Origin of the sequence: Streptomyces sp. NPDC001381 (assembly GCF_042895685.1) — a bacterium.
Taxonomy (GTDB): Bacteria; Actinomycetota; Actinomycetes; order Streptomycetales; family Streptomycetaceae; genus Streptomyces.
This window is the reverse complement of sequence record NZ_JBIAWO010000007.1, coordinates 262,005-282,283: the sequence shown is the minus strand read 5'-3', so window position 1 is coordinate 282,283 and position 20,279 is coordinate 262,005. Positions and strand designations below refer to the sequence as shown.

The 20,279-nt window shown below is 71.1% G+C and carries 16 protein-coding genes and 1 pseudogene; 11 read left to right on the top strand and 6 right to left on the bottom strand.

What is annotated here, in order from left to right:
* Positions 1-75: 75 nt before the first annotated feature.
* On the bottom strand, positions 76-390 hold the full coding sequence (locus tag ACFY2L_RS29070) for a DUF2530 domain-containing protein (RefSeq protein WP_390823875.1): 315 nt from the start codon (positions 388-390) through the stop codon (positions 76-78).
* A gap of 117 nt (positions 391-507) precedes the next feature.
* On the opposite strand from ACFY2L_RS29070, the gene ACFY2L_RS29065 reads away from it, so the two are divergent.
* Positions 508-1,959: an NCS2 family permease gene (locus tag ACFY2L_RS29065; RefSeq protein WP_390660435.1), complete on the top strand. Its 1,452-nt coding sequence runs from the start codon at positions 508-510 to the stop codon at positions 1,957-1,959.
* 15 nt (positions 1,960-1,974) lie between these two features.
* On the opposite strand, the gene ACFY2L_RS29060 is transcribed toward ACFY2L_RS29065, so the two are convergent.
* The gene (locus tag ACFY2L_RS29060) at positions 1,975-2,157 is read right to left on the bottom strand and encodes a ribbon-helix-helix protein, CopG family (protein ID WP_390660434.1); all 183 of its coding nucleotides are present in this window, start codon (positions 2,155-2,157) and stop codon (positions 1,975-1,977) included.
* Positions 2,158-2,311: 154 nt separating this feature from the next.
* On the opposite strand from ACFY2L_RS29060, the gene ACFY2L_RS29055 reads away from it, so the two are divergent.
* The 3 genes from ACFY2L_RS29055 to thpR all read left to right on the top strand — a co-directional run bounded on the left by ACFY2L_RS29055 (position 2,312) and on the right by thpR (position 4,822).
* A complete protein-coding gene (locus ACFY2L_RS29055; protein ID WP_340378038.1) occupies positions 2,312-2,749 on the top strand; it encodes a MarR family transcriptional regulator in 438 nt (145 codons plus the stop codon).
* A 115-nt stretch (positions 2,750-2,864) separates the two neighbouring features.
* Positions 2,865-4,139 carry an MFS transporter gene (locus tag ACFY2L_RS29050; RefSeq protein WP_390823874.1) on the top strand — a complete coding sequence of 425 codons (1,275 nt, stop codon included), beginning with the start codon at positions 2,865-2,867 and terminating at the stop codon, positions 4,137-4,139.
* 110 nt (positions 4,140-4,249) lie between these two features.
* On the top strand, positions 4,250-4,822 hold the full coding sequence (gene thpR / locus ACFY2L_RS29045; protein ID WP_390660432.1) for an RNA 2',3'-cyclic phosphodiesterase: 573 nt from the start codon (positions 4,250-4,252) through the stop codon (positions 4,820-4,822).
* Positions 4,823-5,010: 188 nt separating this feature from the next.
* Here thpR and ACFY2L_RS29040 read toward each other — a convergent pair.
* A pseudogene (locus ACFY2L_RS29040) lies at positions 5,011-5,595 on the bottom strand (aldo/keto reductase); the annotation flags it as partial.
* Between the two features lie 85 nt (positions 5,596-5,680).
* On the opposite strand from ACFY2L_RS29040, the gene ACFY2L_RS29035 reads away from it, so the two are divergent.
* Complete coding sequence (locus ACFY2L_RS29035) at positions 5,681-7,330, top strand: recombinase family protein (protein ID WP_390823873.1); 1,650 nt, start codon at positions 5,681-5,683, stop codon at positions 7,328-7,330.
* Positions 7,331-7,576: 246 nt separating this feature from the next.
* The gene (locus ACFY2L_RS29030; RefSeq protein WP_390660431.1) at positions 7,577-8,566 is read left to right on the top strand and encodes an aldo/keto reductase; all 990 of its coding nucleotides are present in this window, start codon (positions 7,577-7,579) and stop codon (positions 8,564-8,566) included.
* Between the two features lie 262 nt (positions 8,567-8,828).
* Here ACFY2L_RS29030 and ACFY2L_RS29025 read toward each other — a convergent pair whose 3' ends face one another.
* Positions 8,829-9,416 (bottom strand): Uma2 family endonuclease, encoded by a 588-nt coding sequence (locus ACFY2L_RS29025; protein WP_390823872.1) that lies wholly within the window; start codon positions 9,414-9,416, stop codon positions 8,829-8,831.
* A 100-nt stretch (positions 9,417-9,516) separates the two neighbouring features.
* On the bottom strand, positions 9,517-10,191 hold the full coding sequence (locus tag ACFY2L_RS29020; protein ID WP_390660429.1) for a GDSL-type esterase/lipase family protein: 675 nt from the start codon (positions 10,189-10,191) through the stop codon (positions 9,517-9,519).
* A 110-nt stretch (positions 10,192-10,301) separates the two neighbouring features.
* Here ACFY2L_RS29020 and ACFY2L_RS29015 point away from each other — a divergent pair, with 110 nt between their 5' ends.
* The 4 genes from ACFY2L_RS29015 (at position 10,302) to ACFY2L_RS29000 (ending at position 15,939) form a co-directional block, all read left to right on the top strand.
* Positions 10,302-11,339 carry a WD40 repeat domain-containing protein gene (locus ACFY2L_RS29015; RefSeq protein WP_390823871.1) on the top strand — a complete coding sequence of 346 codons (1,038 nt, stop codon included), beginning with the start codon at positions 10,302-10,304 and terminating at the stop codon, positions 11,337-11,339.
* A 164-nt stretch (positions 11,340-11,503) separates the two neighbouring features.
* A complete protein-coding gene (locus tag ACFY2L_RS29010) occupies positions 11,504-12,388 on the top strand; it encodes a hypothetical protein (protein ID WP_390823870.1) in 885 nt (294 codons plus the stop codon).
* A gap of 158 nt (positions 12,389-12,546) precedes the next feature.
* The gene (locus ACFY2L_RS29005) at positions 12,547-14,082 is read left to right on the top strand and encodes a cellulase family glycosylhydrolase (RefSeq protein WP_390823869.1); all 1,536 of its coding nucleotides are present in this window, start codon (positions 12,547-12,549) and stop codon (positions 14,080-14,082) included.
* Positions 14,083-14,349: 267 nt separating this feature from the next.
* Entirely contained in the window at positions 14,350-15,939 is a 1,590-nt protein-coding gene (locus ACFY2L_RS29000) for an alpha/beta hydrolase (RefSeq protein ID WP_390823868.1), read from the top strand.
* Positions 15,940-16,053: 114 nt separating this feature from the next.
* On the opposite strand, the gene serC is transcribed toward ACFY2L_RS29000, so the two are convergent.
* Positions 16,054-17,172, bottom strand: a complete 1,119-nt coding sequence (serC, locus tag ACFY2L_RS28995; protein ID WP_390823867.1) for a phosphoserine transaminase — start codon at positions 17,170-17,172, stop codon at positions 16,054-16,056.
* 140 nt (positions 17,173-17,312) lie between these two features.
* On the opposite strand from serC, the gene ACFY2L_RS28990 reads away from it, so the two are divergent.
* Positions 17,313-20,252, top strand: a complete 2,940-nt coding sequence (locus ACFY2L_RS28990) for an FAD-binding and (Fe-S)-binding domain-containing protein (protein WP_390823866.1) — start codon at positions 17,313-17,315, stop codon at positions 20,250-20,252.
* Positions 20,253-20,279: the final 27 nt, after the last annotated feature.

Genomic DNA, 20,279 nt, shown 5'->3' with positions numbered 1-20,279 from the left:
GCACCCCCCGAAGTCGCCGAAGATCCGACCTGGGGAGGACGGGGGGAGGGCGGGGGTGGTACGCCGGTCGTACGGCTACTCGGCGGGAGCCTGCTCGGACTTCTCCGCCTGCCCGGACTTCTCCGCCCGCTCGCCCTCGGCCGCCGCCGCCCGGGCCCGCTTGATCGCCGCGTCGCGCCGGCGGGTGATCCGGATACCGAGCAGGCCCAGCGCGCTCCCGGCCAGGCAGGTCCACAGCCACCACAGATGGCCGTGGTCGTCGAACCAGCCGTAGAAGGGGAGCTGTACGAGGAAGAGGACGAACCAGATGATCGTGCCGCCGGTGATGACCGGGACCACGGGCCCTTCCAGGGGCTCGGGCGCCTCATGCTTGGGTGTCCACTTCGCCATGGGGACAGCTTACGAGGTGGTCACATCTACGCGCGGAGATGGCCGAGGGCAGCGTTATATGTTCATACTGAAACGGTTTGCGTCTGACCACTTCTCTTCGTAGGAACCACCAAAAACATGCCCACCTCGGCCCCCGCCAAGGTCCCCGCCCCTGAACAGCCGGGAGCCAGGCCCGCCTACGGCGCCCTCGACCGTCACTTCAAGATCTCCGAGCGCGGCAGCACGCTGTCCCGCGAGATCCGCGGCGGTTTCGCCACCTTCTTCGCGATGGCCTACATCATCGTGCTGAACCCGATCATCCTCAGCAGCGCCAAGGACATGTACGGTCACCAGCTCGACAACGGTCAGCTGGTCACCGCCACCTGCGTCACCGCGGCGTTCACCACACTGCTCATGGGCGTCATCGGCAATGTGCCGATCGCACTGGCCGCCGGCCTCGGCGTGAACTCCGTGGTCGCGCTCCAGCTCGCGCCCCGCATGTCCTGGCCGGACGCCATGGGCATGGTCGTCCTGGCCGGCTTCGTCGTCATGCTCCTGGTGGCGACCGGTCTGCGGGAGCGCGTCATGAACGCCGTCCCCTTCGGCCTGCGCAAGGCGATCTCGATCGGTATCGGTCTGTTCATCATGCTGATCGGACTGGTCGACTCCGGCTTCGTCTCCCGCATCCCGGACGCCGCCCACACCACCGTCCCGCTCCAGCTCGGCGCCGACGGTCACCTCACCGGCTGGCCCGTCCTGGTGTTCATCCTGGGCGCCCTGCTCACGCTGGCCCTGATCGTCCGCAAGGTGCCCGGCGCGATCCTGATCTCCATCGTCGCGATGACCGTCCTCGCGCTGATCATCAACGCGGTCGCGACCGTCCCGTCCTGGGGCCTGACCACGCCCGAGTGGCCCGGCAACCCCGTGGCCACCCCCGACTTCGGGCTCATCGGCGAGGTCAGCCTCTTCGGCGGCTTCGGCAAGGTCGGCGTGCTGACCGGCGTCCTGTTCGTCTTCACGGTCCTGCTGTCGTGCTTCTTCGACGCGATGGGCACGATCATGGGCGTCTCCGACGAGGCCAAGCTGACCAACGCCCAGGGCGAGATGCCCGGCATCAACAAGGTGCTCTTCGTCGACGGCCTCGCCGTCGCCGCCGGCGGCGCCAGCTCCTCCTCCGCCACCACCGCGTTCGTGGAGTCCACGGCCGGTGTCGGCGAGGGCGCCCGCACCGGCTTCGCGAACCTCGTCACGGGCGGCCTCTTCGCCGTCGCGCTGTTCCTCACGCCGGTCGCCACGATGGTCCCGTCCCAGGCCGCCACCCCCGCGCTGCTCGCGGTGGGCTTCCTGATCCTGGCGAACTCGGTCAAGGAGATCGACTGGACCGACTACACGATCGCCATGCCGGCCTTCATCACGATGGTGATGATGCCGTTCACCTACTCGATCACCAACGGCATCGGCATGGGCTTCATCGCCTTCGTCCTGCTGCGTCTGGCGGCGGGCCGGGGCCGCGAGATCCCCGTCCCGATGTACGTGGTCTCCGCCGTCTTCGGGTTCTACTACCTGATGCCGGCCCTCGGTCTGACCTGACGGCCGTGACCGGGGTCAGGTGAGCCCGTAGAACTTCTCCGTCTCCTCGACGGCGGTCTGGAACCGCTCGTCGAAGTCATCGCGAATGAGCGTCCGGACGACATAGTCCTGGACGCTCATTCCGCGTTTGGCGGCGTGCTGCCGGAGCCGTTCGAGCAGTTCGTGGTCTATCCGCAGGCTGAGCACAGTGGTCCCCATGGGTACGAGGGTCGTGGCACGGTTCGGGGTGGGGTGTGCCGTTCCGCGCTCCTATCACCCGTATGAGTGATAAGCGGGTTCAGTGGCGGGCGTCACGGGCATCCGGGCGCGTTCCGGTGGTCTTTAGCGAGAGTAATGAGTTATGTTAAAGAACATGCCTGACCTGACCCATGGCGACGACGCAGCCGCCGTGAACTCGCTCCGCTCCGCCGTGATGCGGCTGTCCCGCCGGCTCAAGCACCAGCGGGTCGACGAGTCGCTGAGCCCCACCGAGATGTCGGTGCTCGGCACCCTGTCCCTGTGCGGCAGCGCCACCCCGGGCGAGCTCGCCCGCAAGGAGCACGTCCAGCCGCCCTCGATGACCCGCATCGTGGCGCTGCTGGAGGCCAAGGGCCTGGTCCGGCTGGAGCCGCACCCCGAGGACCGGCGCCAGAAGGTCGTCACCAGGACCGAGCAGGCCGAGGCCATGCTCGAGGAGAGCCGCCGCAAGCGGAACGCCTTCCTGGCCACCCTGGTGGACGGCCTCGACGAGGACGAGTGGGCGAAACTGCGCGCCGCCGCCCCCGTGCTGGAGAAGCTCGCACACCTGTAAGCGTTTCACGAGGAGGCGAACCCCTTTGAGTACGGGACCCGGAGCAGACTCCGCCCCCGCACCGACCACCCACGACTCTCCCCCCGGCCCGTCCGGGGGCGCCCGCCCGTCCTCGATGTTCAGTTCCCTGAAGGTCAGGAACTACCGCCTGTTCTTCGCCGGCCAGGTCGTCTCCAACATCGGCACCTGGATGCAGCGCATCGCCCAGGACTGGCTGGTCCTCAGCCTCACCGGCTCCGCCACCGCCGTCGGCGTCACGACGGCCCTGCAGTTCCTGCCGATGCTCCTCTTCGGCCTCTACGGCGGCGTCCTCGTCGACCGCCTGCCCAAGCGCCGCGCGCTGCTCGTCACCCAGTCCGCGATGGCCGTCACCGGCGTCGTACTGGCCGCGCTCACCCTCTCCGGACACGTCCAGGTCTGGCACGTCTACCTGGCCGCCTTCGCCGTCGGCCTCGCCACGGTCGTCGACAACCCGGCCCGTCAGTCCTTCGTCTCCGAGATGGTCGGCCCGGACCAGCTCCAGAACGCGGTCAGCCTGAACTCCGCGAACTTCCAGTCCGCCCGCCTCGTCGGCCCCGCCGTCGCCGGCGTGATGATCACCGGCGTGGGCACCGGCTGGGCGTTCCTCTTCAACGGCCTGTCCTTCGTCGCGCCCATCGCGGGCCTGCTGCTGATGCGGGCGCGGGAACTGCACGTCGTCGAGCGCGCACCGCGCGGCAAGGGACAGCTGCGGGAGGGACTGCACTACGTGGCCGGCCGCCCCGACCTGATCTGGACGATCGTCCTGGTCGGGTTCGTCGGCACCTTCGGCTTCAACTTCCCCGTCTACCTCTCCGCCTTCGCCGACGACGTCTTCCACGCCGGCGCCGGCTCCTACAGCCTCTTCAACACGCTGATGGCGGTCGGCTCCCTGGCCGGCGCCCTGCTCGCCGCCCGGCGCGGCACGGCCCGGATGCGGGTCCTGATCGCGGCGGCGGTGGCCTTCGGCGCGGTGGAGATCGTCGCCGCGGGAGCCCCCTCGCTGTGGCTCTTCGCCCTCCTCATGGCCCCGATCGGCATGTTCGGCATGACGGTCAACGTCACCGCCAACACCAGCATCCAGATGGGCACCGACCCGGCCATGCGCGGCCGCGTCATGGCCCTCTACATGATGGTGTTCCTCGGCGGCTCCCCGGTCGGCGCGCCGATCGCGGGCTGGATCACCGACGCGTACGGCGTCCGCGCCGGCCTCGCGGTGGGCGGCGCGATCGCCGCGGCGGCCGCCGTCACCATCGGCCTGGTCCTGGCCCGCGTCGGCGACCTGCGCGTGTCGGTGGGCTGGAACCACGGCCATCCACGGGTGCGGTTCGTGCCGCGGGAGCGACGGGAGGAGCTGACCGCGGCGGTCTGACCGCCCCGGTCGGTCGCGGGGGTCCGGACGCGGTGGTCAGTCGCGGGGGAACTCGTCGGCCTTGAGCGACGACACGCACGGTGACGGGTGACGCCCGGCAGACTGGCGGCATGAGACTCTTCGCCGCCGTGCTCCCGCCGGACGATGCCGCCGACGAACTCGCCGCCCAGGTCGCCCGGTTGCGCGGGCTGCCCGGCGCGGACGGTCTGCGCTGGACCGGCCGCCCCGGCTGGCACTTCACGCTCGCCTTCTACGGCGAGGTCGACGACGGGGTCGTACCGGACCTGTCGGGCCGGCTGGAGCGGGCGGCGCACCGGAGCGCCCCCTTCGAGCTGTCCCTGCGGGGCGGGGGACAGTTCGGGCACGGGCGGGCGCTGTGGGCGGGGGCGGGCGGGGATCTGCGGGCCCTGGGGCTCCTCGCCGGCCGGGCCGAGGCGGCGGCGCGGAAGGCGGGCCTGGACCTGGGCGAGCACCGCCGCTACAAGGCGCACCTCACCGTGGCCCGCAGCCGCGACGCGGTGGACGCACGGCCGTACGTCGAGGTCCTGCACGCCTTCGAGGGCCGTACCTGGACGGTGCGGGAACTGGTGCTGGTCCGCAGCAACCTGCCGAGGTCCGGGGTGCCGGGGGAGCAGCCCCGCTACGAGCCGGTCGGGCGCTGGGCACTCGGCGCGGCCGGTTAGGCTCGGGGTGTGGACCCGAAGACCCGGAACCGGATCATGGCCGGTGCGCTCGTGCTGATGTTCGTCGTCGTCGCCCTGGCGGCCGCGCTCGGTAAGTAGACCGGGCGGAGGCGCCGGGGAACCGCGCGTGCGCCGGCTCGCGGCGGGTCGCGCGGGTCCCCGCGCACCTGAGAGCTGCGGTCACCGAGCTACCAGGCGAAGGCCTCCGGGGACGGGCCCGGGCCCGGGAAGATCTCGTCCAGGCCGGTCAGCAGGTCCTCGGAGAGCTCCAGCCCGACGGCGCGGATCGCGGAGTCGAGCTGTTCCGCCGTGCGCGGGCCGACGATCGGGCCGGTCACGCCCGGCCGGGTGAGCAGCCAGGCCAGCGCCGCCTCGCCGGGTTCCACGCCGTGCTTCTCCAGGAGGTCCTCGTACGCCTGGATCCGGGCACGTGCGGCGGGGTCGGCGAGGGTGTCGGCGGCCCGCCCGGACGCCCGGCGGCCGCCCTCGGCCTCCTTCTTGACGACCCCGCCCAGCAGCCCGCCGTGCAGCGGCGACCACGGGATGACCCCGAGCCCGTACTCCTGGGCGGCCGGGATGACCTCCATCTCGGCGCGGCGCTCGGCGAGGTTGTCGTGGTTGGGCCAGGCGTCGCCGTCGGCGGCCATGTTGCCGTACACCTTGGTGGCGAGGACGACCTTGTCGCGCCGCTCGCCGCCCTTCGCGAACCAGTTCCCGATGATCGTCTCGGTACGGCCCTTGTTCTCGCCCCAGCCGTACACGTTCGCGGCATCCAAAGATTGATTTTGGCGTCACGACCCTAACCGCATACCGTCACCCCTTGTGCGCGATGCGTGATGCGGGGGAGGGAGAACGAGCATGGCGAGAGTTCTGGGTGTGGTCCGTCTGTCGAGGGTGTCGGACGAGACCACATCGCCGGAGCGTCAGCGTCGGTCCGTCCAGCGGTGGGCCGATCAGGAGGGGCACGTCGTCGTGGGGTGGGTCGAGGACATCGACGTGTCCGGCGGGGTCGAGCCGTGGAAGCGTCCGGAGTTCGGCAAGTGGCTTCCCTCGACCGTCGGGAAGGAGGTCAGTGCGATCGAGCACCGGATCGCGGTGGAGGAGTCGCGCGCCGACGAGTACGACATCATCTGCGCGCTGAAGATCGATCGTCTCTCGCGACGTGTGCTCCACGTGCACGCCCTCCTGGAATGGTGCGAGAAGAACGGCAAGGAGGTCGCCACTGTCGAGGACGGGATCAACCTCAACACACAGATGGGGAGGCTCCTCCTCAGCCTGATCGCGTCCTTCGCGGAAGGGGAGCTCGAAGCCATCAAGGCGCGGGCCAAGTCCTCGTACAACCACCTGGTGAAGGAGGGGCGCTGGCGCGGCGGCCGCACTCCGTACGGTTACCGGGAGGAGAAACAGGAGACCGGCGACGGATGGAAGCTCGTCCCGGACGAGTACGGGACCGACACGGCCGGGACGCTCCGTGAGATCGTCCGCCGTCTCATCGCGGGCGAGTCGGCGAACAGCATCGCGCAGTGGCTCAACGAGGACGTGTCGAAGACCCCGACGTCACTCGACGCCCAGATGATCCGTAACGGCAAGACCCCGAAGGGCAGTCGCTGGACCGCCGCGAATACGGCCAAGGTCGTACGTTCCCGCTGCATCCTGGGGCAGATGGAGGTGTCCGAGGAGGTGATGGTCGACGGGAAGAAGACGACACGACGCCGGGTCGTCCGGGACGCGGATGGCCAGCCCCTCCAGCGCGCGGAGCCTCTGATCACGCACGAGGAGTGGGAGCTGGCCAACAGGAAGCTGGACGAGAACACCAGCAAGCGCAACGGCAACCGCAAGGGTGGGTCGCCCTTGCTCCGGGTCGCGTTCTGCGCATGTGGGGAGCCGGCGTACCTCGGCCCCGGCCGTAACTGGCCCTACTACCGCTGCGCTTCCCGTACCACGCACAAGCCGTGTCCGACCGGAAGCAAAGGCATCGCGGCGCACACGCTGGAGGACGCCGTGGGAAAGGCGTTCCTCCTCGCTGCCGGGGACGTCGAGATTGTCCGGAAGGTCTTCCGGCCGGGCGTGGACTACACGCGCGACATCGAGGAAGTGAACCGCGCCCTGTCGGACCTGAGGGAGGACCGCGAGGCGGGCCTCTACTCCAGTGAGCTGGGCAAGCAGGAGTACCGGGAGGCATACAGGCGGTTGGACGCGCGACGTGAACAGCTCATCGCGCAGCCCACGCGCCCGGACACCTGGGAGGAGATCCCGACAGGAGAGACCTACCGGGAACGGTGGAGCACGTTGTCGACCCAGCACGAAAAGGGCAGGGAGCTACGCGCCGCAGGGGTCAAGGCCGTCATCCATGCCGAGCCGATTCCCGGGATGACCGCCGCGCAGCTCGTGGCTCCCGATGGCCATGACGGGATGTGGCAACACCCAGTCGGGAGGGTTCAGGTTCTGATCCCCATGGACTTCAAGCAGCGGCTGCGCAACATGGCGGCGGTCCACAGCGAAGGCTGACCGACAACTGCATGCGACGCGGAGGGCCCTGTGGTCGGGCCCTCCTGCGCGTTTGTGGGACGCCCGGCAGGTCGCCGCCGTCGCTCCCGACCGCACGAGTCCAGGTCCAGGCCCGAAGGCTTGGGCGTCCACCTGGCCAAGGCTCTGGGCATGGGCCACGCTGTGCCGGCATCTCGGAGACGACTCCTGACGGCGGAACCTGATGCCCTTGCCTGGAGCGGGCTCGAAGCAGTTGGCTTGTGCTTCATGAAGTACACGCAGCTCGGACGTACCGGACTCAAGGTCAGCCGACTCGTTCTCGGCACGATGAACTTCGGCCCGCAGACAGACGAATCAACCAGCCACGGCATCATGGACGCCGCTCTCGACGCGGGTCTGAATTTTGTAGACACGGCCAACGTCTATGGGTGGGGTGAGAACAAGGGCCGCACCGAGGAGATCATCGGTGCTTGGTTCGCCCAGGGCGGCGGGCGGCGCGACAAGGTCGTCCTCGCCACCAAGGTGTACGGGAACATGGCGGGCGACGGGGATGTCTGGCCCAACCACGACAAGCTCTCCGCGGTGAACATCCGCCGGGCCGTCGACGCCTCGCTGAAGCGGCTGCAGACCGACCACATCGACATCTACCAGTTCCATCACATCGACCGGTCGACGCCGTTCGAGGAGATCTGGCAGGCGATCGACGTGCTGGTGCAGCAGGGCAAGATCCTCTACACGGGGTCGTCCAACTTCCCCGGCTACAAGATCGCCCAGGCCAACGAGACCGCCGCCCGGCACGGCCGCATGGGCCTGGTCAGCGAGCAGTGCCTCTACAACCTCGCCGAGCGCCGCGCCGAGATGGAGGTCATCCCGGCCGCGCAGGACTACGGCCTAGGTGTCATCCCCTGGTCTCCGCTGCATGGAGGACTGCTCGGCGGCGTCCTCAAGAAGGAGGCCACACAGGGGCGCCGGGCGAGCGGCCGCGCTGCCGACACGCTCAAGGACACCAAGGCACGCGAGCAGATCCAGGCGTACGAGAACCTCCTCGACAAGCACGGGCTGGAGCCCGGTGAAGCGGCGCTCGCCTGGCTGCTGACCCGTCCCGGCGTCACCGGCCCGATCATCGGCCCCCGCACGCAGGAGCAGCTGGACTCGGCGCTGCGCGCCCTGGAGCTGGAGCTGAGCGAGGAGCTGCTGACGTCTCTGGACGAGATCTTCCCCGGTCCCGGTCCGTCTCCCGAAGCGTTCGCATGGTGAGGTAGGGACCTGCGAGGGGGCGTCGCCTTTGCTTGCTTTCGAAGCGAGCCGGAGGCGGCGGCTTCGTTGCTTCCGCTTGGGGTCCGCAGGAGCGGCGAGCGTCAGCGATGCGCTGCTGTGCAACCTGGCGTCAAAACTGCGGGCCGAAGTTCATGGTGCCGAGGACGAGTCGGCTGACCCTGAGTCCGGTACGTCCGAGCTGCGTGTACTTCATGAAGCACAAGCCAACGGCTTGGAGTGCGCTCCAGGCAAGGGGAACCGGTCAGTCGCGGGGGAAGTCGTCGGTCTTCAGGGTGAGGTCGACGACGGTACCCGCCAGGTGGACGTCGCCGCCGAAGTCGACCCTCGTGCTGGTGACGTAGCGACCGTCCTTGGGGTCCGTGTAGACGAAGCACCGGCCCTGGTAGGGATCCGCGATGAGGTAGACGGGGACCTCGGCGACCGCGTAGGCGGTCTTCTTCGGGCCGTAGTCGTTGGCGGCCGTGCCCTGGGAGACGACCTCGGCGACGAACTCGACGTCTTCGTGACGCCAGCGGCCTTCGCCGTCCTTCTCGGCGGACTCACGGAGCTTGACGACGTCCGGGCAGAAGCCGTTCTCGTGGCCGGGAAAGTCGATGCGGACGTCCGAGAAGACCTTGACATCCATCCCGAACCGGTCCTCGACAGCTCGTACGATGCGACGGATGATCTCCCAGTGGGTGTCCCGCTGCGGTGTCATGTGGACGTTGCCCCCGACGATCTCGACCCTGAATCCTTCGGGGACGGGCATGTGCTCCAGCCGCTCGAACCACTCGTCCAGGCGCTGGGTGTTCGCGTCGGCCATCGTGATCCTGTCTTCAAGGACGGTCATCTTGGCGCTCCCCCCCGGCGGCCTCACGGACGAGTGCCGCCGCGCGGTACAACGATACGCACGGTCACCGGGACACGGGGGGACGCGCATATGCCAGAGGTCAGGCCTCGTACTCCCCGCCCAGCCCCCACCCCTGGTGCATCGCCTCCGCGAAGGCCGCCGCGAGCTTGTGTTCGCCGCTGTCGTCGGGATGGGTGCCGTCGTAGGTGTCGGTGTGGATGTCCCAGCCGGCCGGGACCGAGGCCATGAGGATCGGGGAGGCCGGTTCGTCGAGGTCGGCGGCGGTCTTCGCGAGCAGCTCGTTGAAGAGGGCGACCTGGGTGGCGAAGGGCGGGTCGTTCGCGGCGCGGACGTTCGGGATCACCGGGAGCCAGACCATGCGGATCCGCGGGTTGGCCGTGCGGGCCTCGGCCACGAAGGCCCGTGCGTTCTCAGCGGTCTGTTCCGCGTTGGTGTAGAAGCCGAGGTCGATCAGGCCCAGGGAGACGAGCAGGACGTCCGCCCGTGACCTGCGGACGGCATCGCCGATCAGCGGGACCATGTGCAGCCAGCCCTCGCCCCAGCCGGCCAGGTGGGCGCGGGGGAAGCCGGGGTCGGCGTACGCGTACGACGTCGGGGCGTCCGTGGTCTTGTCGTAGAGCGTCTCGCGGGGACCGACCAGGGTGAACGGACCGCCGTAGGTGGCGCACAGGTGCTGCCACAGACGGTAGCGCCACGTGTGTTCGCCCGAGCTGCCGATCGTCATCGAGTCGCCTACGGGCATGAACCTGAGCATCCGCTCATGATGGGGGATCGGGGACGATCACAGGAGCCGACGGGGTGTGAGGCTGGCCACGGCCGCCGCCCGCGTCGGGAACGCCCGGGCGGGATGGCAGGCTTGAGTGCATGCGCCGACCCTTCGCCCGCCGTGCCGGAGCCGCCCGCCGTGCCGGAGTCACCAGCCGAGCCGGAGCCCTCCTCGCCGTGACCCTCCTCGTGGGCGCCTTCGCCGTGCCCGCCTCCGCCGCCGAGGGCAAGGGCGACCAGGGGTTCACCATCGAGGACCCGCGCATCACCGAGTCCAGCGGCCTCGCCGCCTCACGCCAGCACCCCGGCATCTACTGGACGCACAACGACAGCGACGACGGCCCCTACCTCTACGCCGTCGACAGCGCGACCGGGAAGACGGTCGCCCGGCTCACCCTCACCGGCGTCGGCACCCCCCGTGACGTCGAGGCCGTCTCCATCGGCCCCGACAACCAGATCTACGTCGGTGACATCGGCGACAACCTCGGCGGCGGCTGGCAGTACGTCTGGGTCTACCGGCTGCCCGAGCCGAAGACGCTCACCGACCGGACCGTCCGCGCCACGCAGTACGTCGTGACGTACGCGGACGGCGCCCGCGACGCCGAGTCGCTCGTGGTGCACCCCAGGACCGGGCGGGTGTACATCATCGACAAGAACGAGGACGGCGGGCACCTGTACGAGGGCCCGGCGACCCTCTCCACCCAGGGGAAGAACGTCTTCAGGCGCACCGCCGCCGTCGACCTGTGGGCCACCGACGCCGCCTTCTCCCCGGACGGCACCCGGCTCGCCGTGCGCGGCTACTTCGGCGGCATCTCCTACGACTGGAACGACGGCGACATCAAACGCGAGGGCCGGCTCGACGTCCCCCTGCAACGGCAGGGGGAGTCGCTCAGCTACTCCGCCGACGGCAGCAAGCTCATGTACGGCAGTGAGGGATCGGAGAGTTCCGTGGTGGCGGAGGACGCGCCCGCCGGCAGCGGATCCAAGTCGCCCTCCGGCGGAGGGAGTTCCGAGGGCTCCTCGTCCGAGGCCTCCGGGTCCTCGGCGGCCTCGGGCAACGTCAGGATCGGTGCCCTCGCCCTGGCCGCCGTCGCCGCCGCCGTCTTCGGCCTCCGCCGGCTGCTGCGCCGTGACTGACCCTCCCTCCGGGGCGGAGCGCTGGCGACCCGGACCGTGAGGCCGTGTCACCCGTCCGCCCCGTCGCGCGCGACAGGCACCCGGTCGCCCGGTCAGGCTGAGGTGTCTCGCGGGACGGGGGCGGCCTCCAAGACGCGGTCCCGCTTTCACCGATGGGAGACCCGATGCGCGGTCATGCCATACGCGCCGCAAGAAAGCTGTGCCCCCTCGTCGCCGCCCTGGGACTGACGGCCCCACTGACGCTCACCACCGCCGAGGCGGCGGAGGCGGCCCACGCGGGCCAGGTGAGCTCGGCGGGCCCGGCGGGCCACGTGAGCGCGGTGGCCCAGGCGGGCCACATGAGCCAGGAGGGCCAGGTGGTCCCGCCGGCCCTGGTGGGCACGGCGGTCCCGGCGGCCCTGGCGGGCCAGGTGACGCCGGTGCACAAGGTGGCCCAGGTGGCCCCGGCCCCGGTGGGCAAGGCGGGCCAGGCGGCCGAGGCAGTGCAGGTGGGGCAGGTGACCCCGGCGGCTGCGGTGATCCCGGCAGCTGCGGCGGCTCCGGCGACCCCGGCGACCCCGGCGACCCCGGCGACCCCGGCGGGCCAGGCGGCCATGGCGGCCCAGGCGGGCCCGGTGGGCAAGGCGGCCCAGGCGGGCCAGTTCGTGCACTGGCGTTCCGCGCGGGTGGCGCTGAGCGGCCAGATCACCGGCGATTCGGAGCAGATCGACGTCACCGGCGCGATCGACGTCACCGTCGTCACCACGACGAGGCCGGGCGGCGGCGGCACCGCACGGATCATCAGCTCGCTGAACCACACCACGGGCGTCGGGCAGACGACCGGCACGAGGTATCTGTTCGTCGGCGCGGACGTCGACACGGTCTCGTTCCCGCCCGGCCCGATCACCCCGCTGACCGTCTTCCCGACCTTCCTGGAGATCGCCCTGTTCGTGCCGCCCCACCCGATCGTCCCGCCGCACCCGATCTCGCCGGTGCGGGTCACCGCGGACGTCTCGGGGACCGGGGAGATCGACGACATCGACGCCGAGCTGTACGAGCCCGCGCCCTGACACCCCGGGCGGCGGCACCGCCACGGTGCCGCCGCCTCCGCTCTCCTCTGCCGCCCTCCTTGACGCGCTCATGGCATCTCAGTTTCCTGGAGGGTGCGCGGTGTATGGGAGCGCTCCCATGTTCCGGGCCCGCGCCGCCCCCGAGAGGAAGCAACGCCATGTTCCGCAACCTCCGCAGAGTGCTGTGCGCCGCCGTCGCGGCCCTGCTGCTCCCCCTGGCGGCGGGCGCGCAGTCCGCCCACGCGGCCGACGCCGGCACCGCCGCCGCCGACGCCGGCGCCGGCTACTGGCACACCAGCGGCCGCCAGATCCTCGACGCCGCCGGGCAGCCGGTCCGGATCGCCGGGATCAACTGGTTCGGCTTCGAGACCGGCAACTACGTCGTTCACGGCCTCTGGTCCCGCGACTACAAGAGCATGATCGACCAGATGAAGTCGCTGGGCTACAACACGATCCGCATCCCGTACAGCGACGACATCTTCAAGAGCTCGACCGTCCCCAACAGCATCGACTTCAGCGGCGGGAAGAACGCCGACCTGCAAGGGCTCAGCCCACTGGGGGTCCTGGACAAGCTCGTCTCGTACGCCGGCCAGGACGGCCTGAAGGTCATCCTCGACCGGCACCGCCCGGACGCGGGCGGGCAGTCGGCGCTCTGGTACACCTCGGCCGTGCCGGAGTCGACCTGGATCACCAACCTCAAGGCGCTGGCGGCCCGTTACCAGGGCCAGGACACGGTCGTGGGCATCGACCTGCACAACGAGCCGCACGACCCGGCCTGCTGGGGCTGCGGTGACACGGCCACGGACTGGCGGCTGGCGGCGCAGCGGGCCGGCAACGCCGTCCTGTCGGTCAACCCCGATCTGCTGATCTTCGTCGAGGGCGTGCAGACCTTCAACGGTGTCTCCGGCTGGTGGGGCGGCAACCTCATGGGGGTCGCGCAGTACCCGGTGCAGCTGAACGTGCCCAACCGGGTGGTGTACTCGGCCCACGACTACGCCACGAGCGTGGCCCAGCAGAGCTGGTTCAGCGACCCGTCCTTCCCCGCCAACATGCCGGGGATCTGGGACAAGTACTGGGGCTACATCTTCAAGCAGAACATCGCGCCCGTGTGGGTGGGCGAGTTCGGTACGACCCTGCAGGCGACGGTCGACCAGCAGTGGCTGGCCGCGCTGGTGAGCTATCTGCGCCCGACGTCGACGTACGGCGCCGACTCCTTCCACTGGACCTTCTGGTCGTGGAACCCCAACTCCGGTGACACGGGCGGGATCCTCAAGGACGACTGGCAGACCGTGGACACGGTGAAGGACGGGTACCTGGCGAGCGTCAAGGCGCCGGGCTTCCCCGGCACCGGCGGCGGAGGCGGAGGGGGCGGAGGGGGCGGAGGCGGGAGCACGGCCGCGTGCTCGGCCTCCTACACCGTCAGCAGCGACTGGGGCAGCGGCTTCAACGCCGAGGTGAAGGTGACCAACACCGGTACGGCCGCGATCAGTTCATGGAAGGTCACCTGGACCTGGAGCGGCTCGCAGCGGATCACCACCATCTGGAACGCCGCGTACACGCAGTCCGGCGGGGCCGTGACGGCCGTGAACGCGGCCCACAACGGCGCCGTGCCGGCGGGCGGTTCGGTGAGCTTCGGCTTCGGCGCCGCGCCGGGCGGGGGATCGGCACCGAGCGTGAGCTGTACGGCGGCATGAGCGAAGGGCGCCCGGCGTTCACGACGCCGGGCGCCCTGCCTCCGTGGCCCTTCGCCGCACGGCTCCGTGGTGAGCGCGCCGGCTCGGCGGAGCGCGCCGGCGCGGCGGTGTGCGGTGGCTTTTCGGTCCCTGTCGGGGCCCTGTGGATCAAATCACTTCCAAATCTTCCGTCGAGAACCTTCATCCGGGCGTGCTTCTCCGGAAGGATCCGGCCAGGATCGTGATCCTTCCGGTCCTGCCCAACCCCCCATGGTGTGAAGGAACTTCATGAGAAGAAGCACAGCCGTGCTCTGTGGTGCCACCGTCGTCCTCGCCGGGTCGCTCACCGCCGTCCCGGCGGAGGCCGCCTCGTCGCAGTCCGCCCAGGCGGCGAAGGTCACCTGGAAGAAGTGCGCCACCGAGGACTACCCGACCCTGCAGTGCGCGTCGGTGAAGGTGCCGCTCGACTACGCCAGGCCGCAGGGCCGGAAGATAACCCTGGCCCTGTCCCGCGTTCCGCACACCGCGCGGAAGTACCAGGGCCCCCTGCTGGTCAACCCCGGTGGCCCCGGGGGCAGCGGGCTGAGCCTCGCCGGTTTCGTCGCGTCCTCGCTGCCCAAGACGGTCGCCGCCCAGTACGACGTCATCGGCTTCGACCCGCGCGGCGTGGGCAAGAGCAAGCCCGCCCTCGACTGCAAGCCGGGCTACTTCAACCCGGTCCGCCCGGACTCCGTGCCCGGCACCTCCGCGATCGAGAAGGCCAACCTCTCGCGCGCCAAGTCCTTCGCCAAGGCCTGCGGTACGAAGTACGCGGACGTCCTGCCGTACATCAACACGGTGAGCGCCGTGAAGGACATGGACCAGATCCGCAAGGCGCTCGGCGCCAAGAAGATCAACTACTTCGGCTACTCGTACGGGACCTACCTGGGTCAGGTCTACGCCAAGCTCTTCCCGACCCGGGTGCGCCGTCTGGTGCTGGACTCGATCGTCGACCCGAACGGGGTCTGGTACGACGCCAACATCTCCCAGGACTACGCCTTCGACGCCCGCCACAAGGCGCTGATGGCCTGGATCGCCAAGTACGACAGCACGTACAAGCTCGGCACCGACCCGGCCGCCATCGAGGCGAAGTGGTACGCGATGCGGGCGGAGCTCGCCAAGAAGCCGGCCGGCGGCAAGGTGGGCGCCTCCGAGCTGGAGGACACCTTCATCCCCGGCGGGTACTACAACGGCTACTGGCCCTCCCTCGCCTCGGCGTTCGCCGCCTACGTGAACGACAAGAACGCCGCCCCGCTGGTCAAGGCGTACGAGGGCATCGCGGCCATCGACGCCTCCGGCGACAACGGCTACAGCGTCTACACCGCCGTGCAGTGCCGTGACGTCTCCTGGCCGCGCGACTGGAAGCAGTGGCGCAAGGACAACTGGGCCGTGTACTCCAAGGCCCCGTTCATGGCCTGGAACAACGCCTGGTACAACGCGCCGTGCGCCTACTGGCCCACGAAGACGCTCAAGCCGGTGAGCGTCGCCAACAGCAAGCTCCCGCCGGTCCTGCTGTTCCAGGCGACGGACGACGCGGCCACCCCGTACCAGGGCGGCGTCACCGTCCACCGTCTGCTCAAGCACTCCAGCCTGGTGGTCGAGCAGGGCGGCGGCAACCACGGCATCACGCTGAGCGGCAACACCTGCCTGGACAAGTACCTGGCGAAGTACCTGACCGACGGTACGGTGCCGCGCGGCAGCGGAGTGGCCGACGCCGTCTGCCAGAAGACCGCCGACCCCAAGCCGGCGAGCGCGGCGAACTCCGCCCTGGCCTCGGACGGGGCGGCCGGCGCGGCGCCCGCCGACACCCTGCACGGCCTGGTGGGCATCCGCGGCTGAGTGACGGACCGCCGCCGAGTCGGCGGACGAGGGGCGCCCGGTGCTCGCCGGGCGTGCCGAGGGGCGCCCGCGGTGATCCGCCGGGCGCCCCTCGTCACCGTACAGACGCTGTGATCAGAGCTTTTCGATCACGTAGTCGATGCACTTGGTGAGCGCCTCGACGTCCGCCGGGTCGATCGCCGGGAACATCGCGACCCGCAGCTGGTTGCGGCCGAGCTTGCGGTAGGGCTCGGTGTCGACGATGCCGTTGGCGCGCAGGGCCTTGGCGATCGCGGCGGCGTCGATCTCGTCCGAGAAGTCGATCGTGCCGATGACCTGGGAGCGCTTGGCCGGGTCGGCGACGAACGGGGTGGCGTGCTTCGACTCCTCGGCCCAGCCGTACAGGCGGGTCGAGGAGTCCTTCGTACGGGCCGTGGACCAGGCGAGGCCGCCCTGGCCGTTGATCCACTCCAGCTGCTCGTTCAGCAGGAAGAGGGTGGCGAGGGCCGGGGTGTTGTACGTCTGGTTCTTGCGCGAGTTGTCGATCGCGGTGGGGAGCGAGAAGAACTCCGGGATGTGGCGGCCCGACGCGTGGATCCGCTCGGCGCGCTCGATCGCGGCCGGCGAGAACACGCCGATCCACAGACCGCCGTCGGAGGCGAAGGACTTCTGCGGGGCGAAGTAGTAGACGTCCGTCTCGGTGATGTCGACCGGGAGGCCGCCGGCGCCGGAGGTGGCGTCCACCAGGACCAGCGCGCCCTCGTCGGCGCCCTCGACGCGCTTGAGCGGGGCGGCGACACCGGTGGAGGTCTCGTTGTGCGTGAAGGCGTAGACGTCGACGCCGGCCTCGGCCCGCGGCTCGGGGTGCGTGCCCGGGTCGGAGGAGACGACGGTGGGCTCGGCCAGCCAGGGGGCGAGCTTGGCGGCCTTCGCGAACTTCGACGAGAACTCACCGAACGTGAGGTGCTGCGACCTGTTCTCGATCAGGCCGTGGGTCGCGACGTCCCAGAACGCGGTGGAACCGCCGTTGCCGAGGACGACCTCGTAGCCCTCGGGCAGGGAGAACAGCTCGGAGATGCCCTCGCGCACCCTGCCGACCAGGTTCTTGACGGGAGCCTGGCGGTGAGAGGTGCCGAGGAGGGAGGTTCCGGTCGCGGCGAGGGCGTCCAGCGCCTCCGTCCGCACCTTGGAGGGACCCGCGCCGAAACGTCCGTCCGCGGGCTTGATGTCAGAGGGAATCTGGATCTCAGCCACGCAGGGAGGTTAGCCGGTGGAGGAAACCTCGGCGAAACCTCGTCCGTCGGCTGAGACGGCGTTTCGCTGGGCGGACCGTTTCTTCAGGGCGGCCCCGCCGGAGGCGTGAAGGCGCGCACGCATGCTGGTTTGCTGAAGACATGACGGATCTTGAGGCCGAGCTGCGCAAGGCCGTCCGGGGTGACGTCGGCTTCGACGTCACCTCCCGGGCGCTGGTCACCATGGACGCGTCGAACTACCGCCGCGTCCCCCTGGGTGTCGTCGCCCCCCGGGACGCCGACGACGTGAGCGCCGCCCTGGAGGTCTGCCGGGCGCACGGGGTGCCGGTCGTCGCGCGGGGCGGGGGCACGTCGATCGCCGGACAGGCGACGGGCACGGGCGTGGTGCTGGACTTCACCCGGCACATGAACCGGCTGGTCGCCCTGGACCCGGAGACGCGCACGGCCGTCGTGCAGCCCGGGCTCGTCCTGGACCGGCTCCAGGAGGCCGCCGCCCCGCACGGCCTGCGCTTCGGCCCCGACCCGTCCACGCACAGCCGCTGCACGCTCGGCGGGATGATCGGCAACAACTCGTGCGGCTCGCACTCGGTGGCGTGGGGGCCGACCGCGGACAGTGTGCGCGAGCTGCGGGTCGTCACCGCGCGCGGAGGGCGGCTGCGGCTCGGGCAGGGGTGGGCCGGGGCGCCGGCGGGGCTGCGGGAGCTCGTCGAAGGGGATCTGGCGCTGCTGCGGACCGGCTTCCCCGAACTGCCCCGCCGTATCTCGGGCTATGCGCTGGACGCGCTGCTGCCCGAGCGGGGCGTCGACGTCGCCCGCTCCTTCTGCGGCTCGGAGGGCACGCTGGGCGTGCTGACGGAGGCGGTCGTCCGGCTCGTCGAGGCCCCCCGCGCGCGTGCGCTCGCCGTGCTCGGCTACGGCGACGAGAGCGGCGCGGCCGAGGCGGCGGCCGGACTGCTGCCGGCGGGGCCGGCCCGCGCCGGCGGAACCGGCGGCGGAAGCGGGCCGCTGACGGTGGAGGGCATGGCGGCCGACCTGGTGCCGGCCGGGGCGGCGGCCGCGCTGCCCCGTGGCGGGGCCTGGCTGTTCGTGGAGACGGGCGGGGAGACGGAGAGCGAGGCGCAGGCCCGTGCGCGGGCGGTCGTGCGGTCGGCCCCGGACGCCGTGGACTCCCTGATCGTCACGGACCCGGCCGGGCAGCGCGCCCTGTGGCGCGTCCGCGAGGACGCGAGCGGAACGGCGACCCGCATGCCGGACGGCTCCGAGGCCTGGCCCGGCTGGGAGGACTGCGCGGTGCCGCCGGCCCGGCTCGGCGCCTACCTGCGGGACTTCCGGGCGCTGCTCGCCGCGCACGGCCTGCGCGGGACGCCGTACGGCCACTTCGGAGACGGCTGCATCCACGTCCGGATCGACTTCGACCTGCTGACGGAGCCCGGCATCGGCCGCTTCCGCCGCTTCTCGGAGGAGCTCGCCGGCCTGGTGGTCGCCCACGGCGGCTCGTTGTCCGGGGAGCACGGCGACGGACAGGCGCGGGCCGAGCTGCTGCCGAGGATGTACGGGGAGCCGATGGTCGCCCTGTTCGGGCGGGCGAAGGGGGTGTGGGACCCCGACGACCTGCTCAACCCCGGCATGCTGGTGCGCCCCGCGCCCCTGGACACCGGTCTGCGCTTCTCGGTCCTTCCCCGCGAGCCCGTCCCGGTGGCCTTCGGCTACCCCTCCGACGGTGGCGACTTCTCGGCGGCCGTGCGCCGCTGCGTGGGCGTCGCCAAGTGCCGTACGACGACGGCGGGCGGGCCCGAAGTGATGTGCCCGTCGTTCCGCGCGACGGGCGAGGAGGCGCACTCCACACGCGGGCGTGCCCGCCTGCTGCACGAGATGCTCGCCGGTGAGGTGGTCACCGGCGGCTGGCGCTCGCCGGAGGTACGGGACGCGCTGGACCTGTGCCTGTCCTGCAAGGGCTGCCGGTCGGACTGCCCGGTCGGGGTCGACATGGCCACGTACAAGGCGGAGTTCCTGCACCACCACTACGCGGGCCGGCGCCGCCCCGCCGCCCACTACGCGATGGGCCGGCTCCCCCGGTGGCTGCGCTGGGCGTCCCGCACGCGCGCGACGGGGCTCGTGAACGCCCTCGCGCGCGTGCGGCCCCTGGCGTGGGCGGTGAAGCGGGCCGGCGGGATCGCGGGGGAGCGGGCGATCCCCCGGCTGGCCGGGGAGACGTTCAGCCGCTGGTGGCGGCGGCGGCCCGCGCGCGCCGGTGGAGGGGGTGAGCCGGTCGTCCTGTGGCCCGACACCTTCACCGAGCACTTCTCGCCCTCGGTCGGCCGGGCGGCCGTACGGGTGCTGGAGGCGGCCGGGCTGCGGGTCGTGCTGCCGCCGACCCTGCGGATGCGCGGGCGGCCGGTGGGCGACGGGCGGACGAGGAGCGCGGCGGCGCTGCTGACCGCGCGCCGCGACCGGGTCTGCTGCGGGCTGACGTACGTCTCCACCGGCCAGCTCGACCACGCGCGCGCGGTGCTGCGCCGGACCCTCGACCTGATGGAACCGGTGCTGGAGACGGCCGCACCGGTCGTCGTCCTGGAGCCGAGCTGTGCCGCCGCCCTGCGCACCGACCTGCCCGGGCTGCTGCCCGACGACCCGCGCGCGCGGCGGCTCGCGGGGCGGGTGCTGACCTTCGCGGAGACGCTGGAGCGGCACGCCCCGGACTGGGTCCCGCCGCGCCTGGACCGTCCCGTGGCCGGCCAGACGCACTGTCACCAGCACGCCGTGCTCGGCGACGCGCCCGACCGGCGGCTGCGCGAGGCCGCCGGTCTCACCGGGGAGCTCAGCGGCGGCTGCTGCGGCCTCGCGGGCGACTTCGGCTTCGAGGAAGGGCACTTCGAGGTGTCGGTGGCGTGCGCGGAGGAGCAGCTGCTGCCCGCCGTGCGGAGCGCTCCGCCGGACGCGGCCGTGCTCGCGGACGGCTTCTCCTGCCGCACGCAGCTGGAGCAGCTGGCGGGGGTGCGGGGTCGCCACCTGGCGGAGGTGCTGGCGGACGGGCTGGGGAACAACGGGGCGGTGGACGGGCCGGCGGGGGAGCGGGGATGACGCCCGGGTGAGGGCCGCCCGGGTTCC